23 protein-coding genes and 2 tRNA genes are annotated in these 23786 nt (G+C 66.3%); 8 read left to right on the top strand and 17 right to left on the bottom strand.

What is annotated here, in order from left to right; translation table 11 throughout:
- Positions 1-12: 12 nt before the first annotated feature.
- Complete coding sequence (locus G6N55_RS25935; RefSeq protein ID WP_085220744.1) at positions 13-1269, bottom strand: saccharopine dehydrogenase family protein; 1257 nt, start codon at positions 1267-1269, stop codon at positions 13-15.
- Positions 1270-1369: 100 nt separating this feature from the next.
- On the opposite strand from G6N55_RS25935, the gene G6N55_RS30220 reads away from it, so the two are divergent.
- A complete protein-coding gene (locus tag G6N55_RS30220; RefSeq protein ID WP_264001989.1) occupies positions 1370-1498 on the top strand; it encodes a hypothetical protein in 129 nt (42 codons plus the stop codon).
- A 108-nt stretch (positions 1499-1606) separates the two neighbouring features.
- Here G6N55_RS30220 and G6N55_RS25930 read toward each other — a convergent pair whose 3' ends face one another.
- The 5 genes from G6N55_RS25930 to clpX all read right to left on the bottom strand — a co-directional run bounded on the left by G6N55_RS25930 (position 1607) and on the right by clpX (position 8475).
- Complete coding sequence (locus G6N55_RS25930; RefSeq protein ID WP_085220745.1) at positions 1607-2125, bottom strand: transglycosylase family protein; 519 nt, start codon at positions 2123-2125, stop codon at positions 1607-1609.
- Positions 2126-3218: 1093 nt separating this feature from the next.
- Entirely contained in the window at positions 3219-3815 is a 597-nt protein-coding gene (gene mobA / locus G6N55_RS25925) for a molybdenum cofactor guanylyltransferase (protein ID WP_085220746.1), read from the bottom strand.
- A 12-nt stretch (positions 3816-3827) separates the two neighbouring features.
- Positions 3828-4922, bottom strand: a complete 1095-nt coding sequence (locus G6N55_RS25920; protein WP_085220747.1) for a 2-oxoacid:ferredoxin oxidoreductase subunit beta — start codon at positions 4920-4922, stop codon at positions 3828-3830.
- Positions 4919-6862, bottom strand: a complete 1944-nt coding sequence (locus G6N55_RS25915) for a 2-oxoacid:acceptor oxidoreductase subunit alpha (protein WP_139826706.1) — start codon at positions 6860-6862, stop codon at positions 4919-4921. Before G6N55_RS25915 ends, G6N55_RS25920 begins: the two co-directional genes overlap by 4 nt.
- A gap of 332 nt (positions 6863-7194) precedes the next feature.
- The gene (gene clpX, locus G6N55_RS25910; protein WP_085220749.1) at positions 7195-8475 is read right to left on the bottom strand and encodes an ATP-dependent Clp protease ATP-binding subunit ClpX; all 1281 of its coding nucleotides are present in this window, start codon (positions 8473-8475) and stop codon (positions 7195-7197) included.
- Between the two features lie 287 nt (positions 8476-8762).
- Here clpX and mmuM point away from each other — a divergent pair, with 287 nt between their 5' ends.
- The gene (mmuM, locus tag G6N55_RS25905; protein ID WP_232079101.1) at positions 8763-9644 is read left to right on the top strand and encodes a homocysteine S-methyltransferase; all 882 of its coding nucleotides are present in this window, start codon (positions 8763-8765) and stop codon (positions 9642-9644) included.
- A gap of 55 nt (positions 9645-9699) precedes the next feature.
- Here the strand turns inward: mmuM and clpP2 are convergent, their stop codons facing one another.
- The 4 genes from clpP2 to G6N55_RS25885 all read right to left on the bottom strand — a co-directional run bounded on the left by clpP2 (position 9700) and on the right by G6N55_RS25885 (position 12560).
- Positions 9700-10335 carry an ATP-dependent CLP protease proteolytic subunit ClpP2 gene (gene clpP2 / locus G6N55_RS25900; protein ID WP_085220750.1) on the bottom strand — a complete coding sequence of 212 codons (636 nt, stop codon included), beginning with the start codon at positions 10333-10335 and terminating at the stop codon, positions 9700-9702.
- Positions 10332-10922, bottom strand: coding sequence for an ATP-dependent CLP protease proteolytic subunit ClpP1 (clpP1, locus tag G6N55_RS25895; RefSeq protein ID WP_085220751.1), 591 nt, complete (start codon positions 10920-10922; stop codon positions 10332-10334). Before clpP1 ends, clpP2 begins: the two co-directional genes overlap by 4 nt.
- Positions 10923-11048: 126 nt before the next feature.
- Positions 11049-12440 (bottom strand): trigger factor, encoded by a 1392-nt coding sequence (gene tig, locus G6N55_RS25890; RefSeq protein ID WP_163667503.1) that lies wholly within the window; start codon positions 12438-12440, stop codon positions 11049-11051.
- 43 nt (positions 12441-12483) lie between these two features.
- Positions 12484-12560, bottom strand: a tRNA-Pro gene (locus G6N55_RS25885).
- A 134-nt stretch (positions 12561-12694) separates the two neighbouring features.
- Between G6N55_RS25885 and G6N55_RS25880 the strand changes: the two genes are divergently transcribed.
- Both G6N55_RS25880 and G6N55_RS25875 read left to right on the top strand, forming a co-directional pair.
- Positions 12695-12765: transfer RNA gene (locus G6N55_RS25880), tRNA-Gly, on the top strand.
- Between the two features lie 31 nt (positions 12766-12796).
- Positions 12797-13987 (top strand): serine hydrolase domain-containing protein, encoded by a 1191-nt coding sequence (locus G6N55_RS25875; protein ID WP_085220753.1) that lies wholly within the window; start codon positions 12797-12799, stop codon positions 13985-13987.
- 67 nt (positions 13988-14054) lie between these two features.
- Here the strand turns inward: G6N55_RS25875 and G6N55_RS29505 are convergent, their stop codons facing one another.
- From G6N55_RS29505 to G6N55_RS25855, 4 genes are all read right to left on the bottom strand, one after another.
- Complete coding sequence (locus tag G6N55_RS29505) at positions 14055-14303, bottom strand: hypothetical protein (protein WP_232078834.1); 249 nt, start codon at positions 14301-14303, stop codon at positions 14055-14057.
- Positions 14304-14436: 133 nt separating this feature from the next.
- Entirely contained in the window at positions 14437-15237 is an 801-nt protein-coding gene (locus tag G6N55_RS25865; RefSeq protein ID WP_085220754.1) for an Fpg/Nei family DNA glycosylase, read from the bottom strand.
- An 8-nt stretch (positions 15238-15245) separates the two neighbouring features.
- Positions 15246-15725 carry a ribose-5-phosphate isomerase gene (locus tag G6N55_RS25860; protein ID WP_085220755.1) on the bottom strand — a complete coding sequence of 160 codons (480 nt, stop codon included), beginning with the start codon at positions 15723-15725 and terminating at the stop codon, positions 15246-15248.
- Between the two features lie 70 nt (positions 15726-15795).
- Positions 15796-16419 carry a mycothiol-dependent nitroreductase Rv2466c family protein gene (locus tag G6N55_RS25855; RefSeq protein ID WP_085220756.1) on the bottom strand — a complete coding sequence of 208 codons (624 nt, stop codon included), beginning with the start codon at positions 16417-16419 and terminating at the stop codon, positions 15796-15798.
- 119 nt (positions 16420-16538) lie between these two features.
- Here G6N55_RS25855 and pepN point away from each other — a divergent pair, with 119 nt between their 5' ends.
- Entirely contained in the window at positions 16539-19118 is a 2580-nt protein-coding gene (pepN, locus tag G6N55_RS25850) for an aminopeptidase N (RefSeq protein WP_085220757.1), read from the top strand.
- A 3-nt stretch (positions 19119-19121) separates the two neighbouring features.
- Here pepN and G6N55_RS25845 read toward each other — a convergent pair whose 3' ends face one another.
- The 3 genes from G6N55_RS25845 to G6N55_RS25835 all read right to left on the bottom strand — a co-directional run bounded on the left by G6N55_RS25845 (position 19122) and on the right by G6N55_RS25835 (position 20557).
- Positions 19122-19589, bottom strand: a complete 468-nt coding sequence (locus G6N55_RS25845) for a DUF5130 domain-containing protein (RefSeq protein ID WP_085220758.1) — start codon at positions 19587-19589, stop codon at positions 19122-19124.
- Entirely contained in the window at positions 19576-19794 is a 219-nt protein-coding gene (gene ctaJ, locus G6N55_RS25840; RefSeq protein ID WP_085220759.1) for an aa3-type cytochrome oxidase subunit CtaJ, read from the bottom strand. The genes G6N55_RS25845 and ctaJ overlap by 14 nt, the downstream gene beginning before the upstream one ends.
- Before the next feature lie 67 nt (positions 19795-19861).
- Positions 19862-20557 (bottom strand): HNH endonuclease, encoded by a 696-nt coding sequence (locus G6N55_RS25835; protein WP_085220760.1) that lies wholly within the window; start codon positions 20555-20557, stop codon positions 19862-19864.
- 143 nt (positions 20558-20700) lie between these two features.
- Between G6N55_RS25835 and G6N55_RS25830 the strand changes: the two genes are divergently transcribed.
- The 3 genes from G6N55_RS25830 to G6N55_RS25820 all read left to right on the top strand — a co-directional run bounded on the left by G6N55_RS25830 (position 20701) and on the right by G6N55_RS25820 (position 23781).
- Complete coding sequence (locus tag G6N55_RS25830; RefSeq protein ID WP_085221220.1) at positions 20701-21096, top strand: globin; 396 nt, start codon at positions 20701-20703, stop codon at positions 21094-21096.
- A 24-nt stretch (positions 21097-21120) separates the two neighbouring features.
- Positions 21121-22689: a glycoside hydrolase family 13 protein gene (locus tag G6N55_RS25825; RefSeq protein ID WP_085220761.1), complete on the top strand. Its 1569-nt coding sequence runs from the start codon at positions 21121-21123 to the stop codon at positions 22687-22689.
- Between the two features lie 75 nt (positions 22690-22764).
- Positions 22765-23781, top strand: a complete 1017-nt coding sequence (locus G6N55_RS25820; protein ID WP_085221221.1) for an FAD-dependent oxidoreductase — start codon at positions 22765-22767, stop codon at positions 23779-23781.
- The last annotated feature ends 5 nt before the right edge of the window (positions 23782-23786 follow it).

The raw sequence follows: 23786 nt of genomic DNA, 5'->3' as shown, positions 1-23786 counted from the left end.
GCGGCAGCGGGATTAATCCAGCCGCTGAGTCCGCAGCGACACGCCGGCCGCGGGCAACCGGGTCAGCAAAACGTCACCCATCGCCGCCGCGGGGGTAAGGACACCACGCAGGTCCGAGAGCTTGTCACGATCCAGCGCGAGGCTCAGGCCGCACTCACCCAGCAACACCGCGGTCGCCTTGTAGCCAGGGTCTCCCCGCTGCTCCATCCTGGCCACGTAACGCGCACCACTGGTTGTCGTGGTGTAGGTCTCCAGCCGGTAATAGCCACGGTCGCGGCTTTTGGCGCTCGGACCGGTGCCGGGTTTGGGCGCGATCCGGTCCAGCAGCTTGTCCGGAATCAGCCGGAAGTAGCGGCTGCCCAGCTCGACCGCCGCGTTGCCGATTCCGGCCATGATGGCCGAGGCCACCGGTGCCAGCGGCGACGAACCCAGGCTCATGTGTTCGGTGTAGCGGAAGCGCCGGCCGTATGCCCAATCCAGTAATGCGTTGCTGCGCCGCACGATTCGGGTGTTGATCGACGACATCAAGAACCCGGCCGTCCAGACACCGGTCAGCTCCGGTGCGATGTAGCGACCGCGCCGCCAGGGCAGATCGGGCTGGCGGCCGAGCTCGGGTTCGGCCCCGCGATCGGTGCTCAGCGTGTACGGGTCGGCAAGCTGACGGCGCACGTCGGGGTCGCTGGATGCGGCTCGCAGCACGCCCATGATCGACGCGACCGTCCCACCGGAGAGCCCGCCGACCAACCGACGCATCACGAAGTTGGTATCGCCGAGCTCGCCGGCCCCATCGTCTTGTGCCGCGCGGTACAGCGCGTACACGGTCAGATCGGAAGGGATGGAATCGAATCCGCAGCAGTGCACGATGCGGGCGCCGTTGTCGGCGGCTTGCTTGTGATACCGGTCGATGGCCTCGCGGATGAACATCGCCTCGCCGGTCAGGTCCGCATAGTCGGTGCCCGCCGCGGCGCACGCGGCCACCAACGGCATGCCGTAGCGGGTGTAGGGGCCGACGGTGGTGACGACGACTTGGGACCGCGCGGCCATGTCATCCAGGCTCGACGGCGACGCCGCGTCGGCGCTCAGCACCGGCCAGGACTGCGCGGCTTCGCCCAGGCTGTCGCGAACGGCACGCAAGCGGTCTGTCGACCTACCGGCCAGGGCGATCCTCGCACCGGCGCCGGCCCGTGCCAGGTATTCAGCGGTGAGCTTCCCGACGAAGCCGGTCGCCCCGTACAGCACGATGTCGAATTCTCGCCCCGTTGCGGTCATCGTCGCGACGGTACCGGATCGATAGCGGCGCCCCGGCGGCCGCGAGCCCCCGTCTGGTTCTGATTCGCCCCTGACGAACGTCGTCGAGGTGCGACCATATGTGCCAACCTTGAACGCCGACGGATCATTCTCGGTCAGCTACGACGACGTCACGATGCGCGATGTCTTCGCAACCCAAGGGGGATGTCATCAGGTCACCAGCCGCCGAATGATCCGCGTCGGCGACTGATTTGGGCCGCTGAAGGGCAGTGGGTCACCGTGAGCTGCGCAACAGGAAATGCCGGGCACCAGGCCCGGCATTTCCTGTTGCTTGCGATGTTAAGACGTCAGCTGTCCGTCAGCCGCGACGGCCGCAGACCGGCCACGCGCCGATCCCCTGCGAGTGCAGCACGTTCTCGGCCACCCGGATCTGCTCCTCACGGCTCGCGCTGGCGGCAGAACCCGATCCGCCGTTGGCACGCCAGGTGCTCTGGGTGAACTGCAGGCCACCGGAGTAGCCGTTACCGGTGCTGATCCCCCAGTTGCCACCCGACTCGCACTGCGCGATGGCGTCCCAGTTCACGCTGTACGCCCTGACCGGGGGCGGGGCGTCCGGGGCAGGAGGCGGCGGCGGGACGTCGAAGCCCACCGGCGCGGGCGGCGGCGGCACGTTCGGGTCAAAGCCCGGGGCAGGCGGCGGGGCGTCCGGGGCCGGAGGCGGCGGGACGTCGAAGCCCGCCGGCGCGAAGGGCGCGCCGGGAGCCGGGGCGTCAGGAGCCGGCGGCGGGGGCACATCCGCGCTGGCACTGGCAGCCGGAAGCGACACCAGCGAGCCTGTGATAGCAGCGAGGATGAGCGTCTTACGGACGTTGTTCAAAATGTTCCTTTCGCAAGCGCGCGCGCCAAAGCAAACCCACGGGTGGGTTTAGGTGGTTCGTGAAGTGGAAATAGGTGCTCTGGAACGTGCCGTCTCGTTTCGGCACGACAGCGAGGGCAACAGCTGCCCAGCGGGCGAAAAGCCGCCGGCCGCAAGACGGCCGTAGCCGTCCGCAGCCCGCTCACACACGGGTTCGTGGATTAAATTTTCTATTACCCCTTTCGGGCTAAAAGGCACCGTACGAGACCGCGACACATTCGTCATATCCGACACGCCGATATCTCGGAACAATAACGAGCAGATCACGGTGCGAGTAGCTATTTATTTATGCAGGTCAGTGACGCCTTATCTTTGGAAAGCCCCAGGTCAAGATCAAGACACAATCGTGACTCGAATCACGCAAATTTTGTGAGCTGGACCACGCATTTGCCCGGGGCCACTGGCTGCCGCCAACTTCGCTCCCGCCCCGGGAGTCACACGGGTCGCACGGCCGGCTTTTTGAGCGGTTCACCCGGCGCCGTATTGATCGCCAAAATCCGCCTCTACCAGCCGAAATGGGCTGTTCCGCAACCTCATTCGTTCATGCGGAGGTAGGGTTCCCTAAGCGGGAGTGTTAGCAACGTGTAAACGCGTCTCGGCAACCGTTTCGGGCGAGTTACGCAGTGCTTCAAAGGCTTTAGTGAGACATACGCGTCGATGGCCCGCAGAGCGCGCCGACTCGGCGCCGCCTACCGTGACCGACGAGACCGCACGTGCCGCACCGTCCGGATTTGCGCAAAGCAATTTGCTGGGCAAATTCCTGCGGCCACTTTCCCGGCCCGCATCGTGGCGCCCGTCACCGTCGGCCCCGCCGATGCCTCGTCGCACGCTCGAAAGCCGTTGTGTTCCAATGCAATCCAGCACACATCACCGGCGCTTTCCCGGCGTCTCCGCCAATAGGCCCGCAATTGTTTGGCTATTCGTCCCTACATCAATTATGAACTCGGATGAATAATCGGTTAACTGGTAACGCATTTAAGCGATATGTTTATCTCGATAAATTGAGAAGAAATCCAGCGAGAGATTTCAAGAATGGCGAAACTCGCCGGGCCTATCAGGCTCCGGGAAGCACCAGCGCGCGCAACTCGGCGTCGGTGTTGACGTTGGTCAAGGCGCGCGAATCCGGCAACACGATCTGCTGGGCGTCCGACGCATCGATCAGGGCGCTCATTCTGCGCTCGCCGGCGGCCACCAGCGCGTCGATGCGGTCGGCCAGATCGGTGCGGTACACCGCCGCTAGGAAGTGGCTGCGACCGTCCCACGGCACGATCACTTCGGCGTCGGTCTTGGTGGCCAGCGCCATCAGGTCGTCGATCAATTCCGCTGTCAGCAGCGGCATGTCGACCGCAGAGACGAAGGCGAACTGGGCGCCCACTTCCGCGGCGGCGCGCAATCCTCGCCCGGTCGCCGGCAGCGGCCCCAATCCTTGTATCTCGTCACGAATTACCCGCGCCGACTCCAACTTTGGCAGCGGTTGGCCCGGGGCAGCGACGACGAATACCGGCTCGCAGCGCTCGGCCACCACGCCCACGACGTACTCGACCATCGTGGCGACTCCGCCGGGACCCGGCAACGTGGCCTTGTCGCGGCCCATGCGCCGCGATTCGCCCCCGGCGAGTACCACTGCGGCCAATGACACTGCATCGGACACGAGTGCAGCCCCTTAGTCGACGGTCCAGGTGTCACGCCCGCGCAGCAGTGACTGCAGCGCGGCCGCGTCGAACGGTGTTGCGGACCGGGCCGCGGCGACCTGAGCGCGGGCCGCGTCGTCGTAGGTGGGCCGGTTGACGTTTCGGAAGATGCCCAGCACCGTGTGATCGAGGTTTTGGTCCGACAGCCGCGACAGCGCAAACGCATAGCCGGAATCATCCGCGTGCGCGTCGTGCTTGACGATCTCTTCGACGGCCACGTCGGCCGTCTTGGCCACCTCAAGGCCGAAGCCGGACTTCACCACGCAGTATTCGCCGTTGGCGCCGAACACAATTGGCTCGCCGTGGCGGACGTTGATCACCCGATCCTCGGCGCCTTCCTTGCGCAGCGCGTCGAACGAGCCGTCGTTGAAAATCGGGCAGTCCTGCAGGATTTCGACCACCGCGGCGCCACGGTGCTCGGCGGCACCGCGCAACACCTCGGTCAACCCGGCGCGGTCGGAATCCAGCGCGCGACCGACGAAGGTCGCCTCGGCGCCCAGCGCCAGCGAGGTCGGGTTGAACGGGTGGTCCAGCGAGCCCATCGGCGTCGACTTGGTGACCTTTCCGACCTCGGACGTCGGCGAGTACTGGCCCTTGGTCAGCCCGTAGATCCGGTTGTTGAACAACAGGATCGTGATGTTGACGTTGCGGCGCAGGGCGTGAATCAGGTGGTTGCCGCCGATCGACAACGCGTCGCCGTCGCCGGTGACCACCCAGACCGACAGGTCCTCGCGGGCCAGCGCCAGGCCGGTCGCGATCGCCGGCGCGCGGCCGTGGATCGAGTGAAACCCGTAGGTCTCCAGGTAGTAAGGGAACCGGCTGGAGCAGCCGATTCCGCTGACGAACACGATGTTCTCGCGGCGCAGACCCAGATCCGGCAGGAAGTTGCGGATGGTGTTGAGGATGACGTAGTCGCCGCAGCCCGGGCACCAGCGGACCTCTTGGTCACTGGTGAAGTCCTTGCCCTTCTGCGGCTGATCCGTCGTGGGCACACCGTCGTTCTTCTTCAACCTCGGAGTCAAGCCGAGGTCCGTGCCCGCCAGGTCGCCAGCGATCCCGCTCGTCATGCGTTAGCTCCAACCGTTGCTGCCGCCATTCTGGCGACCATCGCCTTGTCTTGCTCGATTTCGGCCAGGGTTCCCGCCAGCGCGGCCCGGATAACCCGTCCGATCTCGTCGGCCAAAAATGCCAGGCCTTGAACCTTGGTGACCGACTGGACGTCGACCAGATACTTCGCCCGCAGCAACATCGCCAGCTGGCCCAAGTTCATCTCCGGGGCCACCACCATCGGGTAGCGCCGCAGCACGTCGCCGAGGTTGGCCGGGAACGGGTTGAGGTAGCGCAGATGGGCGTGCGCGACCTTGATGCCCTTGCGCCGCGCGCGCCGGCAGGCCTCGCCGATCGGGCCGTACGAGCTGCCCCACCCGATCAGCAGCAGCTCCGCGTCGCCGGTCGGGTCGTCGACCTCCAGGTCGGGAACCGAGATGCCGTCGATCTTGGCCTGGCGGATCCGGACCATGAGGTCGTGGTTGACCGGCTCATAGGAGATGGCACCCGAACCGTTCGCGGCTTCCAAGCCACCGATCCGGTGTTCCAGCCCGGGGGTGCCAGGAATGGCGAACTGGCGAGCCAGCGTTTCCGGGTCGCGGGCATACGGCTGGAAGGGCTCGTCGGGCTTGGCGAAGGTGTGCTGGATCTGCGGCAGCGAGCCGACATCCGGAATCTGCCACGGCTCAGAGCCATTGGCGATGGCGCCGTCGGACAGCAGGATCACCGGCGTGTGGTACGACACCGCGATGCGCACCGCCTCGAGCGCGGTCTCAAAGCAGTCGGACGGCGACCGCGGGGCCAGCACCGCCACCGGCGACTCACCGTTGCGGCCGAACAGCGCTTGCAGCAGGTCGGCCTGCTCGGTCTTGGTGGGCAGACCGGTCGACGGTCCACCCCGCTGCACGTCGACGACCAGCAGGGGCAGTTCGGTCATCACGGCGAGGCCGATCGCCTCGGACTTGAGCGAAATGCCCGGGCCCGAGGTGGTGGTGACGCCGAGCGAGCCGCCGTACGAGGCGCCGATCGCGGCGCAGATGCCGCCGATCTCGTCCTCGGCCTGGAAGGTGATCACGTTGAAATTCTTGTACTTGGACAGCTCGTGCAGGATGTCCGACGCCGGCGTGATCGGGTAACTGCCGAGCACGACCTGAAGGTCGGCAACCTGACCCGCCGCGATAATGCCGTAGGCCAGCGCCGTGTTGCCGGAGATCTGCCGGTATTCACCGGTCGGCAGCGTCGCCCGGGACACCTCGTACGTGGTGCCGAAAGCCTCGGTGGTCTCGCCGTAGTTCCAGCCCGCCTTCAGCGCGAGCACGTTGGCCTCCGCGACGTCGGGCTTGCGGACGAACTTCTCCCTGATGAAGTTCTCGCTGGTCTGGATCGGCCGGCCGTACATCCACGACAGCAGGCCGAGCGCGAACATGTTCTTGGCGCGCTGCCCGTCTTTCTTGGTCGCGCCGATCGTCTCGACGGCGCCGAGCGTCAGCGTGGTCATCGCGACGGAATGCACGACATAGTCGGACAGCTCGTCGGTCTCCAGCGGGTTTGCTACGTAACCGACCTTGGTCAGGTTGCGCTTGGTGAATTCGTCGGAGTTCGCGATCACCATCCCGCCGCGGGGCAGATCACCGATATTGGCCTTCAACGCCGCGGGATTCATCGCGACGAGCACGTCCGGCCGGTCGCCGGCGGTCAGGATGTCGTAGTCGGCGATTTGAATCTGGAAGGACGAGACCCCGGGCAATGTGCCTGCGGGGGCTCGGATCTCGGCGGGATAGTTCGGCTGGGTCGCGAGGTCGTTGCCGAAAAGGGCGGCCTCCGAGGTGAACCGATCACCGGTCAGCTGCATACCGTCGCCGGAGTCTCCGGCGAATCGAATGACAACCTGTTCCAGGCGCTGACGGTCCGAGGACCCGCCGTGAGAATCTGACCCGGCTCCACTGCCGTTCAAATCCACGTCTCCGCCTTCCATTTGTTAACCGGACAGGCACTCATCCGAAGTTTCAGGTTACGCGCCGTCAAAGGGAGTCCCACTCTCACACGGTTGTATGAGACTGGTAGTACCAATTATTGCACTGGTTTTCGGGTCAGAAGGACGTCTCCGGCTGCGCGTACTTACCAATATCTTAGGCAAAACGCGTAGTCAGCGAGGGCTACCGACGAGTACGACACAAAACTGTGGTCTTGGTCACTTCGGTGCCGGGCCGCAATCGGCCGTTGTCCGGCGCGTTATTTCTCGACGCCGTTTCGGGCGTCGCGAGGAATTCGTCGGGGCTACCCGACCGTCGGTTAGGCGCTCTTGTCGCGGCGCTCGGTGCGCGACGGCTTGCGCGGCACGATCGTCGGCAAGACGTTGTCCTGCACCGTTTCCTTGGTCACGACCACCTTGGCGACGTCGTCGCGGCTCGGGATGTCGTACATCACCGGCAGCAGGACCTCTTCCATGATGGCGCGCAGGCCACGGGCACCGGTGCCCCGGTGAATCGCCTGGTCGGCGATCGCCTCGAGGGCGTCGTCGCTGAACTCCAGCTCCACGCCGTCCATCTCGAACAGGCGGGTGTACTGCTTGACCAGCGCGTTCTTCGGCTCGGACAGGATCTTGACCAGCGACTCCATGTCGAGGTTGGTGACCGAGGCAACGACCGGGAGCCGGCCGATGAACTCGGGGATCAGGCCGAACTTGATCAGGTCCTCGGGCATCACGTCGGCGAAGTGGTCGGTGGTGTCGATCTCGGCCTTGGAGCGAACCTCGGCACCGAAGCCCAGGCCGCGCTTGCCGACGCGCTCGTAGATGATCTTTTCCAGCCCGGCGAACGCACCCGCGACGATGAACAGCACGTTGGTGGTGTCGATCTGGATGAACTCCTGGTGCGGGTGCTTGCGGCCGCCCTGCGGGGGAACCGACGCCTGGGTGCCCTCCAGGATTTTCAGCAGGGCCTGCTGCACGCCCTCGCCGGAGACGTCGCGAGTGATCGACGGGTTCTCGCTCTTGCGCGCGATCTTGTCGACCTCGTCGATGTAGATGATCCCGGTCTCGGCGCGCTTGACGTCGTAGTCGGCGGCCTGGATCAGCTTGAGCAGAATGTTCTCGACGTCTTCACCGACGTAGCCGGCCTCGGTCAGGGCGGTGGCATCCGCGATGGCGAACGGCACGTTGAGCATCTTGGCCAGGGTCTGGGCCAGGTAGGTCTTGCCGCAGCCGGTGGGGCCGAGCATCAAGATGTTGGACTTGGTCAGCTCGACCGGCTCGCACCGGGAGTCGCGACCCTTTTCGCCGGCCTGAATCCGCTTGTAGTGGTTGTAGACCGCGACCGCCAGCGTCCGCTTGGCGGTGTCCTGCCCGATGACGTATCCCTCGAGGAACTCTCGGATTTCCGCAGGCTTGGGCAGCTCGTCCAGCTTGACGTCGTCGGCGTCAGCCAGCTCCTCTTCGATGATCTCATTACAAAGATCGATGCACTCATCGCAGATGTAGACCCCGGGGCCCGCAATGAGCTTCTTAACCTGCTTCTGACTTTTTCCGCAGAACGAGCACTTCAGCAGATCACCGCCGTCTCCGATGCGCGCCATGGTGCCTCAGTGCCTACTTCCTGTTCGACGTACGTCTTAACCTGCCGCATGTGTTCCCCCGACGCTACCCGCTAGATTGGGCACGCCGCGAGCATTAGCGGCGAATCGCGTCAGTGGTATTCATGCCTGTCCGAAAACATATAGCCCGCCAACCCCCGTCACTGGCGCAGACGCGCTTTCCGTGTCTTTGGCGTGTCGCGGTCGTTACCCGACCGAGGCTGCTGACACGAAACGGGCCGGTTGCCAGGCCACCACCATACAGTGGCCGGGTGGGATTGGCTGGCGGAATTTTCAGGCCCGGCGAATCCGTGCTGATCAGCGACGGAGGTCTGGCCACGGAGCTTCAAGCACGTGGTCACGACCTGTCCGACCCGCTGTGGTCGGCACGGCTGCTGTCGGATGCCCCGCAGGAAATCGTCGCCGTGCACGAGGCCTACTTTCGGGCCGGCGCCACGATCGCGACGACCGCCAGCTACCAGGCATCGCTCGAAGGCTTTGCGGCCCATGGGTTTGACCGCGACCAGTCCGTCGAATTGTTGTGCCGCAGCGTCGAACTCGCCCGGGCGGCGCGCGACGAGAGCGGCGCCGGCGGCCTGCTCGTCGCCGCTTCGGTCGGACCGTACGGCGCGGCGCTGGCCGACGGATCCGAATACCGCGGACGCTACGGCCTTTCCGTTGCCGCGCTGAGGCGCTGGCATCGGCCACGACTGGAGATCCTGGCCGCGGCGGGCGCCGACGTGCTGGCGTGCGAAACGGTGCCCGACGCCGACGAAGCCGAGGCCCTCGTCGGGCTGGTGCGGACGGCCGGCGTGCCGGCCTGGCTCAGCTACACGATCGACGGGACCACAACGCGCGCCGGCCAGTCGCTCGGCGAGGCGTTCGCGGTGGCGGCCGGCGTGGACGAGATCGTCGCGGTCGGTGTCAATTGCTGCGCCCCGGACGACGTGCTGGGAGCCATCGAGATCGCGTCGTCGATCGGCAAGCCGGTGATCGTCTATCCGAACAGCGGCGAACAGTGGGACGGCCGCAACTGGTCGGGCCGGTCGCGGTTCTCGGCCGAGCTTGCCCGGCAGTGGATCGCGGCCGGGGCGCGCATCGTCGGCGGATGCTGCCGAGTCGGGCCGAACGACATCGAGGAGCTGAGAACCGTGTTGCCGAACGTGCTCTGATGGCGGGAAATCGGCCGGAAACTCACCATGAGAGCACGTTCGACGAAGTCGACACTTACGCGGTCTGCGCGGAGAGCTTCCGGTACTCGAGAACGGTGTCGATGATCCCGTAGTCCTTGGCCTCTTCGGCGGTCAGGATCTTGTCCCGGTCGGTGTCCTTGCGGATGACCGAGGGCTCCTTGTTGGTGTGCCGGGCCAGGGTGGTCTCCATCAGCGTGCGCATCCGCTCGATTTCGGCGGCCTGGATCTCCAGATCGGAGAACTGGCCCTGGATCACGCCGGACAGCGACGGCTGGTGGATCAGCACGCGCGCGTTGGGCAGCGCCATCCGCTTACCCGGCGTGCCGGCGGCCAGCAGCACCGCGGCCGCGGAGGCGGCCTGACCCAAGCACACGGTCTGGATGTCGGCCCGCACGTACTGCATCGTGTCGTAGATCGCCATCAGCGAGGTGAACCCGCCACCGGGGGAGTTGATGTACATGGTGATGTCGCGGTCGGGATCCAGCGACTCGAGCACCAGCAGCTGGGCCATGATGTCGTTCGCCGAGGCGTCGTCGACCTGCACGCCGAGGAAGATGATGCGCTCCTCGAACAGCTTGTTGTACGGGTTCGACTCCTTGACACCGAAACTGGAGTGCTCGATGAACGACGGGAGGATGTAGCGCGCCTGGGGTTGGGTTTCGGGGTTCACTGGGCTTCTCCATTGCTGATGTGGGCGGCGCGGGTGATGATGTGGTCGACGAAGCCGTACTCCAGCGCCTCCGGGGCGGTGAACCAGCGGTCGCGGTCGGAGTCCGCCTCGATCCGCTCGATCGGCTGACCGGTGAATTCCGCGTTGAGCCGGAACATTTCCTTCTTGATGACGGCGAACTGCTCGGCCTGGATGGCGATGTCGGCCGCGCTACCCGTGACCCCGCCCAGCGGCTGGTGCATCAGGATGCGGGCGTGCGGCAGCGCGTAGCGCTTGCCCTTGGTGCCGGCCGCCAACAGGAACTCGCCCATCGAGGCGGCCATACCCATCGCGTAGGTGGCGATGTCGCACGGCGCGAGCACCATCGTGTCGTAGATCGCCATTCCCGCGCTGATCGATCCGCCCGGGGAGTTGATGTAGAGGTTGATGTCCTTGTCACCGTCCTCGGCGGCGAGCAGCAGAATCTGCGCGCACAGCCGATTGGCGACCTCGTCGTTCACCTCCGAACCCAGGAAGATGATGCGCTCGGAGAGCAAGCGCTCATAGACCGAGTCCGTGAGGTTGAGACCCACCGAATTCGAACGCATATCAGTCACGACCGGGTTACCTGCTTTCTTTCAGATCTGTACTGACGACACTAACCAACCAAGCGCGCCGTTTCGCGGCCACGCACCCCCGAACCGGGCGCGTTCGCTCACAGCGTCAAGGTTGGGTCATTCCTCGCCGGACTCGTCCGCCACGTCGTCGGCGTCTTCGGAGTCCTCGCCGTCGGCGTCGTTCTTCGTGCGGTCCGGGAAGAACTCGCTCGTGTCGATGGCGTTGCCGTCGGTGTCGGTGACCGTCGCCTTCGAGACCACCGCGGCGATCGCCAGACCGCGCCGCACGTCGGCGAACATGGCCGGCAGCTGGTTGTTTTCCTGAAGGTAGGCGAACAGCTGCTGCGGCTCGATGCCGTACTGCCGCGACGTCGCCACCAGTCGCTCGGTCAGGTCGTCCTGGCCGACCTGGACTTCCAGTTCGTCGGCCAGCGCATCGAACAACAGCTGGCGCTGCACGTCCTTCTCTACCGCGGTGCGCGTCTCGGTTTCGAACTCCTCGCGCGTCTTGCCCTGCTCGGCCAGCACCTCGACGAACTTGGCTTCGTCGTGGTTGACGCTGTCGATGGCGCCGTGCATGGCGCTGTCGAACTGCTCCTTGACGATGCCCTCGGGCAGCGGCACCTCGACCTGCTCGAGCAGCGCGTCCATCGTGGCTTCCTGGATCTTGCCCGCTTGCTCGGCGCGCTTGATGTTGCCCACCTGGTCGCGCAGATTGGTGCGCAGCTCGTCGATGGTGTCGAATTCGCTTGCCAATTGCGCGAATTCGTCGTCGGGCTCGGGCAGTTCGCGTTGCTTGATGGACTTGACGGTGACGGTCACCTGCGCGTCCTTGCCGGCGTGTTCGCCGGTGGCGAGCTTGGCGGTGAATTCCTTGGATTCGTCGACCGACAGGCCGACGATCGCATCGTCGAGACCCTCGATGAGCCGGCCGGATCCGACCTCATGCGACAGGCCCTGCGCGGCGGCGCCCGGGATGTCCTCGCCGTCGATCGTCGCCGACAGGTCGATCGAGACGAAGTCACCGTCGGCCACCGGACGGTCCACTCCGGTCAGGGTGCCGAACCGGGCCCGCAGCGACTGCAGCTCGGCGTCGACGTCGTCGTCGCTGACCTCGATCGGATCCACCGACACCTTCAGCGCGCCGAGGTCCGGCAGGGTGATCTTGGGGCGGATGTCGACCTCGGCGGTGAACGCGAGGTCCTCGCCGTACTCCTTCTTGGTGACCTCGATCTCGGGCCGGCCGATCGGGTGCACCTCGGTCTCGCTGACCGCTTGCCCGTACCGGGTGGGCAGCGCTTCACTGACGACCTGGTCGAGCATCTCCTCGCGGCCGAAGCGGGCCTCCAGCAACTTCATCGGCACCTTGCCGGGCCGGAACCCGGGCAGCCGGACCTGCCTGGCCAGCTCCTTGTAGGCGCGCTGGAAGTCGGGCTCGAGTTCGGTGAACGGCACCTCCACGTTGATGCGCACCCGGGTGGGGCTCAACTGCTCGACGCTGCTCTTCACGGGTGTGCTCCTCGTTCTTCGTGTTCGGTGGTGCGGCGCGGTGTGGTCGGGGTGACAGGATTTGAACCTGCGGCCTTCCGCTCCCAAAGCGGATGCGCTACCAAGCTGCGCTACACCCCGCGCTGACCTCGCGATCCTACGGCTCGACGGCGTCGGCTCGACAACGACCTCGCAGACCTAACAGAGCGGTCACAAGACCGCGTCGATTAGATTTGATGTTCGCCGCCAGATACAGTCACGCTCGACTAATACATGCGGGCGTAGCTCAATGGTAGAGCCCTAGTCTTCCAAACTAGCTACGCGGGTTCGATTCCCGTCGCCCGCTCGGGGTAAGTGCTGCTCCACAGAAAGGCGCCATGAGCGACCTGAAAACGGACGCTGACATTAACGGCTCATGCGCGTCCGATTTCGTCGGGGTACGCAACGCGTTCGAGCGCAACTTCGCCCAGCAAAGCGAGCAAGGCGCGGCCGTCGCCGTGTGGGTCGACGGGGAGCTCGTCGTCAACCTCTGGGGCGGCTGGGCCGACGCGGCCGGCACCCGGCCCTGGCAACAGGACACGCTGACCACCGTGCTGTCCGGCACCAAGGGGCTGTCGGCCACCTGCGTCCACCAGCTCGTCGACCGCGGTGAGCTGGATCTACACGCGCCGGTCGCCCGCTATTGGCCCGAATTCGGTCAGGCGGGCAAGGAAGACATCACCCTGGCGATGGTGATGTGCCACCGATCCGGCGTGATCGGGCCGCGCGCCCCGATCACCTGGCAGCAGGTCTGCGACTGGGATTTCGTCTGCGACCAGCTGGTCACCGCCGAACCGTGGTGGGAGCCCGGGACCGCCCAGGGCTACCACATGACGACGTTCGGCTTCATCCTCGGCGAGGTGTTCCGCCGGGTCACCGGCCGCACGATCGGTCAGTACCTGCGCGCCGAGATCGCCGAGCCGCTGGGCGCCGACGTCCACATCGGCCTGTCCGACGCCGAGCAGCGGCGCTGCGCCGAGCGGGTCAACAAGCCGCACATGCGCGACCTGCTGACGAACATCCCCAGCCACCCCAGCTCGCTGGACGATCACCCCAAGGCCGGCCTGTCGGTCGCGATGGGGTGGGCCCCGGACGACGAGGTCAGCTCCTACGACCTCGACTTGTGGCGCCGGCTCGAGTTCCCCGGCACCAACGGCCAGGTGTCGGCGCTGGGATTGGCCACCTTCTACAACGCGCTCGCGCAGGAGAAACTGCTCAGCCGCGAGCACATGGACCTGATCCGGGAATGCCAGGGCGGTCAGGAAACCGACCTGGTGCTCGGCCCCCGGGTCGCCGACCACGGCTGGGGCCTGGGCTACATGCTCAATCAGCGTTGCGTCAACGGGCCCAACCCGCGCATCTTCGGCCACGGCGGGCTGGGCGGCTCCTTCGGGTTCGTCGACCTCGAGCACCGCATCGGCTACGCGTACGTGGCGAATCGTTTCGACGCCACCAAGGCCAACGCCGACCCCCGCAGCCTCGCCCTGTCGAACGAGGTCTACGCCGTGCTGGGCGTCGACGTCTCCTGACCGACTCGAGATAACCGCGCCCTGCCGAACAGCGTCGGCAGGGCGCGGTTATCGATGTGGACTTCTATCAGGGGTGCCAGCCCGGAGGCGGCGGCGGTCCCCACGGTCCTGGAGGCTGCGGTCCCCAGCCGGGGCCCCCGGCCGGTCCGGGCGGGTTCCAGCCCCCGGGCCCGGGCCCGCCACGCCAGTCGTGACAGCTGTTCCAGTCCCAGTTATTGCCCCAGCCCGGGTCCCACCACTCCCCCGGGCACCATTGCGGAAATGGACCGGGCTGCGCGGCGGCGTCGGCGGCGACGCCAACACCCGCCAGACCCACCGCGGCCCCAGCGAAAATCGTTGCAGTTAAACGCGTTATCGGTTTCACAGGGCAGTTCTTACCCAAGCGTGCGCCGCTCGAAACTGTAGACGCCAGCGTTTCTTCCTGCCAGTTTCCTGTCAGTTCGACGACGTCACTTCTGGCAGGTCGGACACCAGAACACATTTCGGCCCTCCAGCACTGCCGTGCGGATGGGATCCCCCGATACGCGACACGGCTCACCGGTGCGCCGGTACACATAGGTGCGGGGCCGGTCGGGCGCATAGGACGGCGGGCCGTGATCGTGTTCGGGCCGAACCACGACGATCTTGCCGCCCCGCAAACCGACCTTCATCAGCGCGACCAGATCGGTCCATGCCGCGTCGAACTCCGCCTCGCCGACCGCCCGGCCGGGCCGGTACGGGTCGATGCGATGCCGGAACAACAACTCGCTGCGGTACACATTGCCCACCCCGGCGATGACGGTCTGGTCCATCAACAATGCACCAATAGGCCTGCGGGACTTCGCGATTCGATTCCACGCCCACGCTGGGTCGGCGTCGCTGCGCAACGGGTCGGGACCGAGTTTCGCGACGACTTCGCTGACCTGAGCCTCGTCGATCACCTCGCACACCGTCGGCCCGCGCAGGTCGGTTCCGTACTCGGCGCCGACCATCCGCATCCGTACCTGTCCGACCGGTTCCGGAAGCTCGTCGGAGCGTTCCCATTCGGTGAAGGTGCCGTAGAGACCGAGATGCACGTGCACGGTCGGCCCGCCGGCGTAGTGATGGAACAGGTGCTTGCCCCAGGCGTTCGACTTGCGCAGCACGCGACCGTCGACGGCGGCCGCAGCCTCGGCGAAGCGGCCCTGCGGACTGGACACCGCGACGGGCGCACCGCCGAAGCGTCGTTGGTGCAGCCGGGCCAAGCGGTGCAGCGTATGCCCTTCGGGCAAGACGGTCCCTAAGCCTGCGCGCCCGGCACCGGCGGTGCCTTGTGGGTGCGCTCGTATTCGTCGAGAATGTCGATACGCCGTTGGTGGCGTTCGGCTTTCGACCACGGCGTGGTGAGGAAGGCGTCGACGAACGTGAGCGCCTCAGCAACGGTGTGCATCCGGCCGCCGATGCCGATCAGCTGTGCGTTGTTGTGCTGACGCGCCAGCGACGCGGTCTCGACGCTCCACGCCAGCGCGCAGCGGGCGCCCGGCACCTTGTTGGCCGCGATCTGCTCGCCGTTGCCCGATCCCCCGATCACGATGCCGAGGCTGTCCGGGTCGGCCACGGTGCGTATTGCGGCATCGATGCAAAACGCCGGGTAATCGTCCTCGGCGTCATAGGTGAAGGCGCCGCAGTCGATCGGCTCGTGTCCGGTCTTTTTCAGGTGCTCGACGATCGCTTGCTTGAGCTCGAATCCAGCGTGGTCTGAACCCAGGTAGACGCGCATGCCCGCAATCCTTACCCGGTGCGCTCAGCGACGCAACGCGCGGGGTGTCACGTCGCCGAGCGGAGCAAGGTCAGTCGAACTCGGGCGCCTCGTGGCGCGAGCGCTTGAGCTCGAAGAAGTGCGGATAGGCGGCGAACGTCACCGAGGCGTCCCACAGTTTGCCGGCCTCTTCGCCGCGCGGGATCCGCGACAGCACCGGCCCGAAGAACGCGACGCCGTTGACGTGGATGGTCGGCGTGCCGACGTCCGGACCGACCGCGTCCATGCCGGCGTGGTGGCTCTTGCGCAGCGCCTCGTCGTAGGCCTCGCTGGTCGCGGCGTCCGCCAGCTCGGCGGGCAGACCGACCTCGTCGAGCGCCAGCTTGATGACGTCTTCGAGTTCCTTGTTGCCCTTGTTGTGAATTTGGGTGCCCATCGCGGTGTAGAGCGGGGCCAACACCTCGGCGCCGTGCGCCTGCTCGGCGGCGATCGCGACCCGCACCGGTCCCCAGGCCCGCTTCATGTTCTCGCGGTACTGCTCGGGCAGGTCTTCGCGGTTCTCATTGAGCACCGCCAGGCTCATCACGTGGAAATTCACGTCGATGTCGCGAACCTTTTCGACTTCAAGAATCCAGCGCGACGTGATCCATGCCCAGGGGCACAGCGGGTCGAACCAGAAATCGGCTTGGTTTTTCGCGGGGGCCTTCTCGGACATTGCGCAGTCCTCTCCGGACGAGATCGGGAACGGTTAGAACACCGTTCAGCACAACCGTAGCCGCCGCGCGCGTGTTCCCGGTCCGCGCTGCCGGCTCGCGACGCTACTAAGTTGGACGCGTGGCATTACCTAACCTGACCCGAGACCAGGCCGTCGAGCGTTCGGCATTGATCACCGTCGACAGCTACCAGATCAGCCTCGACGTCACCGACGGCAACGGCGGGCCCGGCGAACGAACCTTCCGCTCCACCACCACCGTGGTGTTCGACGCACTCGCCGGCGCCGACACGGTCATCGACCTTTCCGCCGAGACCGTGCGCAGCGCCACCCTCAACGGGCGCGACGTGGACGTCTCCGGCTACGACGAGTCGACCGGCATCCCGCTGCGCGGACTGGCCGACCGCAACGTCGTCGTCGTCGACGCCGACTGCCGTTACTCCAACACCGGCGAAGGACTGCACCGCTTCGTCGACCCGGTCGACAACGAGACCTACCTGTACTCACAGTTCGAGACCGCCGACGCCAAGCGCATGTTCGCCTGCTTCGATCAGCCCGACCTCAAGGCCACCTTCGACCTGCGGGTGACCGCGCCGGCGCACTGGAAGGTGATCTCGAACGGCGCCACCACCTCGGTCGACAACGGCGTGCACAGTTTTGCGGTCACACCGCGGATGAGCACCTATCTGGTGGCGTTGATCGCGGGTCCGTATTCGGAGTGGAACGACTCCTACCGTGACGAGCACGGCGAGATCCCGCTGGGCATCTACTGCCGGTCCTCACTGGCCCAGCACATGGACGCCGAGCGGCTGTTCACCGAGACCAAGCAGGGATTTAGCTTCTACCACAAGAACTTCGGTGTGCCGTACGCATTCGGCAAGTACGACCAGCTGTTCGTCCCCGAATTCAACGCCGGCGCAATGGAAAACGCCGGGGCGGTGACCTTCCTCGAGGACTACGTCTTCCGCAGCAAGGTGACTCGCGCTTCCTACGAGCGGCGCGCCGAGACGGTGCTGCACGAGATGGCGCACATGTGGTTCGGCGACCTGGTCACCATGACGTGGTGGGACGACCTGTGGCTCAACGAATCGTTCGCGACGTTCGCGTCGGTGCTGTGCCAGGCCGAGTCGACCGAATACACCTCGGCGTGGACGACCTTTGCGACCGTCGAGAAGTCATGGGCGTACCGCCAGGACCAACTGCCATCGACGCACCCCATCGCCGCCGACATCCCCGACCTGCACGCGGTCGAGGTGAACTTCGACGGCATCACCTACGCCAAGGGCGCTTCGGTGCTCAAGCAGCTGGTCGCCTACGTCGGGCTGGAGCACTTCCTGGCCGGGCTGCGTGATTACTTCCGTACCCACGCATTCGGCAACGCCACCTTCAGCGACCTGCTGTCCGCGCTGGAGCAGGCGTCGGGCCGCGACCTGTCGAATTGGGGCCAGCAGTGGCTGAAGACCACCGGGCTGAACACCCTGCGCGCGGAGTTCGACACCGACGCCGACGGGAAGTTCACCCGGTTCGTGGTGGCGCAGAGCGGCGCGGCTCCGGGCGCGGGTGAGACCCGGGTGCACCGGCTGGCGGTCGGGATCTACGACGACGACGGCTCGGGCAAGTTGGTGCGGCTGCACCGTGAGGAGCTCGACGTCGAAGGAGCCGAGACGGAAGTGCCTGGGCTGGTTGGTGTTTCGTCCGGGCAGCTGATTCTGGTCAACGATGACGACCTGACCTATTGCTCGCTGCGCCTGGACGCCCAGTCGTTGCGGACCGCGCTGGACCGCATCGCCGACATCGCCGAGCCACTGCCCCGCTCGCTGGTGTGGTCCGCGGCGTGGGAGATGACCCGTGAGGCCGAACTGCGTGCCCGCGATTTCGTCGCCCTGGTCTCAGCTGGTGTGCAGGCCGAGACGGAAGTCGGTGTGGCACAACGGCTGCTGCTGCAGGCGCAGACGGCTCTGGGCGCTTACGCCGAGCCGGGCTGGGCTCGCGAACACGGCTGGCCGCAGTTCGCCGATCGGGTACTGGAGTTGGCCCGGGCGGCCCAATCGGGCTCGGATCACCAGCTCGCCTTCGTCAACACGCTCTGCTCGTCGGTGTTGTCCGACCGGCACATCGGCGCGCTGGCCGACCTGCTCGACCGCGACCCGGCCGAACTGGGCCTGGCGGGCCTCGAGGTCGACACCGACCTGCGCTGGCGCATCGTGACCGCGCTGGCCACCGCCGGGGATATCGACGCCGACGGCATGGAGACGCCGTTCATCGACGCCGAGGTGCGGCGCGACCCGACGGCGACCGGCAAGCGCCACGGCGCCCAGGCCGCCGCGGCCCGTCCCCAGCTGGAGGTCAAGGAGCAGGCGTTCACCACCGTGGTCGAGGACGACACCGTGGCCAACACGTCGGCCCGCTCGATCATCGCGGGCTTCGGGGCGCCCGGCCAGGGCGAATTGCTCAAGCCGTTCGCCGCGCGCTATTTCCAGGCCATTCCCGGCGTCTGGGCGCGGCGCTCCAGCGAGGTCGCGCAGACCGTGGTGATCGGGCTGTATCCGTCCTGGGACATCAGCGAGGACGGCATCGCCGCTGCCGACACGTTCCTGTCCGCACCGGACTCCGAGGTGCCCCCGGCCCTGCGCCGCCTGGTGCTGGAGGGCCAGGCCGGGGTGAAGCGGGCGCTGCGGGCCCGCACCTTCGACGGTGCTTAGCCGCTAGGCCGGCGAGATCCCGGCGCTGAGCACGCGGATCGCGCTGACCAGGCCGTCGACCAGGTGGCCCTGCTCGAACGCCGACGAGGCCGCGGCCACGCCCAGCGGGGCGGCCGACTCGGCGCCACGGCCACGGACCTCCGAGCCGTAGACGACCTCGATGACGGCTTGGTCGGGCGAGACGGCCAGCAGCACCGCGTTGTTCGGCGTCGGCACGTCGGCCAGGATCTCGCGAGCCCGGGCCGCGGTGTCGCTCCCGAGATCGCCGATGTAGATGGCAAACCGCGTCATCGACTGGCGCGAGCCGTACTTCAGGGCGTCGTCGATGGCGACGAGGTCCGTGATCGGGAACGGGTAGTGCACCGAGAGCTCACCGGGCTCGGTGACGCCAGACACCCGTCCGCTCGTGGTGATCGCAAAGCCCACCGGCAGCGCGGCGGGCGCCTTCGTCGCTACCTCACCATGTGCCACTGGCGCCACCTCCGACTGAGAACTCGTGGTGTCCGTGTGAGTGGCCGACGAATTCGTCGGTGGCAGCCCACAGCACCGGTGGATGCGTCCACGGTTCGGACATCTTGTAGGTCGCGGGGTGCGGCCCCTTGCGCGACCAGATCAGCGCCGCCAGCACGATCACCAGCAACGCCGGGATTCCGACCAAGTAAAGGTGAATCTCCATAGCACTCACGACCGAAACCGTATCCCACCGAGTGATCCCGCGGCGCGCCTGGACACAAGATTCGCGGTCAGGCCGCGCCCTCGCCGAGGTAACGGACCCAGGACGGATCCATCTCCTTGACCGTGGACAGCAGTCGCCAGTGCTGTCCGGTCGGCGGCAACGGCGCCCGGCGCAGGGCCCAGCCGAGTTCGGCGAGCAGCTTGTCGCCCTTGCGGTGGTTGCATGTCGAGCAGCAGGCGACGCAGTTCTCCCAGGAGTGGCCGCCGCCGCGGCTGCGCGGCACCACGTGGTCGACGGTGTCGGCCTTCGCCCCGCAGTAGGCACAGCAGAACCGGTCGCGGTGCATCAGCGCGGCGCGGGTCATCGGGACGCGGGCCCGATATGGAACGCGGACATAGGACCGCAGCTGGATGACCGACGGCACCACGATCGACTCGCTCGCCGAGTGGACGACCGGACCGGCGGGATCGTGGTGCACCACGTCGGCCTTGCCGCAGATCACCATCACGATCGCCCGCCGCATCGGCAGCGCCGTCAACGGTTCGTAGGTGGAATTCAGCAGCAGCACCCGGCGGCGGCTCCAGATCGAAGCGCTTTCGTGCCGGTTGGGCGGATGGGTGTCGGCCCCCGGGGCGGGACGGTGCGAAAGAGCCTGGGTAGGGCGGTGGGAAATGCTATGCAGGGACGACGCCGTTGTGGGTCCGGTCAGCCCTGCCGCGGCCCCTGAACTTCGGTGGCTGCGGCGTCTTTTGCCCTGCGCCATAAATCCTCCGCGGATAGTCCACCATGATTCGCCGCCAATCGCACGCCTAATTGCAGGTGCTCGCCGTGTCGAGCCGGTGAACAGCAGTTGCGCATCCGGCCGTTTGACTGCGCCAGCCGGCCGATGCACCACAATGGGGGGTGATGGATCAGGTACAACAATCCTTCTACGACGCTGTCGGCGGTGCCGAGACATTCAAGACGATCGTGGCGCGCTTCTACGCCCAGGTCCCCGAGGATGAGATCCTGCGTGAGCTGTATCCGCTGGACGACCTAGAGGGCGCCGAGGAGCGGTTACGCATGTTCCTCGAGCAGTACTGGGGCGGCCCGCGCACCTACTCCGACCAGCGCGGACACCCCCGGCTGCGGATGCGTCACGTGCCGTTCCGGATTACCCCGATCGAGCGGGACGCGTGGCTGCGGTGCATGCACACCGCCGTCGCGTCGATCGACTCGCAGACTCTCGACGACGAGCACCGCCGAGAGTTGCTCAACTACCTCGAGATGGCTGCGCACTCACTGGTCAATTCGCCCTTCTGATTCCCCCAAACCGAACGGAGCAGCATGAGCCCCGCAGCATGGTGGTCGAACGCGGTTTTCTACCAGGTCTATCCCCGGTCATTCGCCGACAGCAACGGCGACGGCGTCGGCGACATCGACGGAATCGTTGCCCACCTCGACCACCTCGAACGGCTGGGGATCGACGCGATTTGGCTCAGCCCCGTCACCGTCTCCCCGATGGCCGACCACGGCTACGACGTCTCCGATCCTCGCGACATCGACCCGCTGTTCGGCGGGATGCCCGCGATCGAACGGCTGATCGCGCAGGCCCACCAGCGCGGGATCAAGATCACCATGGACGTGGTGCCCAACCACACCAGCTCGCAGCACGCGTGGTTTGCGGCCGCGCTGGCCGCCGGCCCGGGAACCGACGCCCGGGAGCTGTACCACTTCCGCGACGGCAAGGGGCCCGACGGAGCGCTGCCGCCGAACAACTGGACGTCGGTCTTCGGCGGGTCCGCCTGGGAGCGAGTGGTCGAGCCCGACGGCAATCCCGGCCAGTACTACCTGCACCTGTTCGACACCCACCAGCCCGATCTGAACTGGGACAACCCCGAGGTCTTCGACGACTTCGAGGCATCACTGCGGTTCTGGCTGGACCGCGGCGTGGACGGCTTCCGCATCGACGTGGCACACGGGATGGCCAAGCCGGCCGGCCTGCCCGACGCGAAGGAAGCCGTCAAGGTGCTGTCGCACAGCGACGACGACCCGCGCTTCAACAACCCGGCCGTGCACGACATCCACCGCAAGATCCGCAAGATCGTCGACGAGTACGACGGCGCGGTGACCATCGGCGAGGTGTGGGTGCTGGACAACATGCTCTGGGCCGAATACCTGCGGCCCGACGAACTGCATCTCGGCTTCAATTTCCGGCTGACGAAGGTCGGCTTCGACGCGCACCAAATTCACGACGCCGTCGAGAATTCGCTCGCGGCCACCGCGATCTATGACTCCGTTCCGACCTGGACGCTGTCCAACCACGACATCGACCGAGAGGTCACCCGCTACGGCGGCGGCGAGATCGGGCTGCGCCGGGCGCGGGCGATGCTGCTGGTGATGCTCGCCCTGCCGGGCACGGTGTTCATCTACAACGGCGAGGAGCTCGGGCTGCCCGACGTACTGGACCTGCCCGAAGAGGTGCTGCAGGACCCGACCTGGGAACGGTCCGGACACACCGAGCGGGGCCGCGACAAGGTCCGGGTTCCGCTGCCGTGGTCGGGCGATGCTCCCCCGTTCGGGTTCTCCAGTTCGCCCGATACCTGGTTGCCGATGCCCGCGGATTGGGCGCCGTTGACGGTGGAGAAGCAGGACGCCGATCCCGACTCGACGCTGGCGTTTTTCCGCACGGCGCTCAAATTGCGCAGGGAGCGTGCCGAATTCGACGGCCTCGAGCTGGAGTGGCTGACCGCGACCGACGATGGGCTGGTATTCCGGCGCCGCGCAGGCGGTCTGGTGTGCGCGCTGAACACCGGAAAACGTCCGATGCCGCTGCCCGCCGGCGAACCCATTTTCGCCAGTGCGCCGTTGGTCGACGGCCAGCTGCCGACCGACGCGGCGGCCTGGTTGGTCTAGCTTCCCACCGGGGGCCGATTCGCGTCGCGGCCCGCGCTGGCCTATATGTGTTACATGGCAGCGTATGCGTGGGCAGTGATCGGAGCCGGCCCCGCCGGAATTGCTGCGGTCGGAAGGCTTTTAGATCAGGGCGTCGCGGCGGACAAGATCGCCTGGATCGATCCCGCTTTTGCGGCAGGCGATCTCGGCCAGAAGTGGCGGGCGGTGTCGAGCAACACCATCGCCGAAACCTTCCTGCACTTCCTGAATGGCTCTGCGGCGTTTCGTTTCTCGGAGGCACCGGCGCTGCCGCTGCACGATATCGACCCGGGCCAGACATGCGCCCTTGACCTGGTCGCCGATCCACTGGTGTGGATTACCGCGCACTTGCGCGAGCGGGTAGACGTCTTTCAAACCACAGCGACGTCGCTTTTCCTGGGCAACAGGCGATGGAGAATTGAAACGGAGCACCAAGAAGTTGTCTCCGAAAATGTGATCCTCGCCGTCGGCGCGGTGCCCAAGAAGCTTGCCTATCCCGGCCTCGACGAGATTGCGGTGGAGGTGGCGCTGGATCCCGACCGGCTCGCCGAGCAGTCGCTCGACGGCGCGACGGTGGCCGTCTTCGGCTCGTCGCACTCGTCGATGATCGTACTGCCGAATCTGCTGCGCCACCCCGTCAAGAGGGTGATCAACTTCTACCAGAGCCCATTGAAATACGCTGTGTATCTTGATGATTGGATCCTGTTCGACGACACCGGCCTCAAGGGCCGAGCGGCCGCGTGGGCTCGGGAAAACATCGACGGGGTCTACCCGGAGCGGCTGGAGAGATGTTGGGTGTCCAGCCCGGAATTCGACGAGAAACTCGGCCAGTGCGACCGTGTGGTCTACACCGTGGGCTTCGAGCGGAGAAACCTGCCCGAGACACCGCAGTGGGGCCCACTGGATTACAACAGGAGAAACGGAATCCTTGCCCCGGGGCTCTTCGGACTGGGCATCGCATTTCCGGAATATGCCGAAGATCCATACGGATTCGGGCAATACCGGGTGGGGCTCAAGAAGTTTATGGATTACCTGGACGCCGTCTTGCCGTTGTGGGTGCAGTACCGGGCCTGACGCAC

This window comes from Mycobacterium florentinum (assembly GCF_010730355.1).
In the GTDB taxonomy this organism is placed as follows: Bacteria; Actinomycetota; Actinomycetes; order Mycobacteriales; family Mycobacteriaceae; genus Mycobacterium; species Mycobacterium florentinum.
This window is presented reverse-complemented; position numbering and strand designations above follow the sequence as displayed.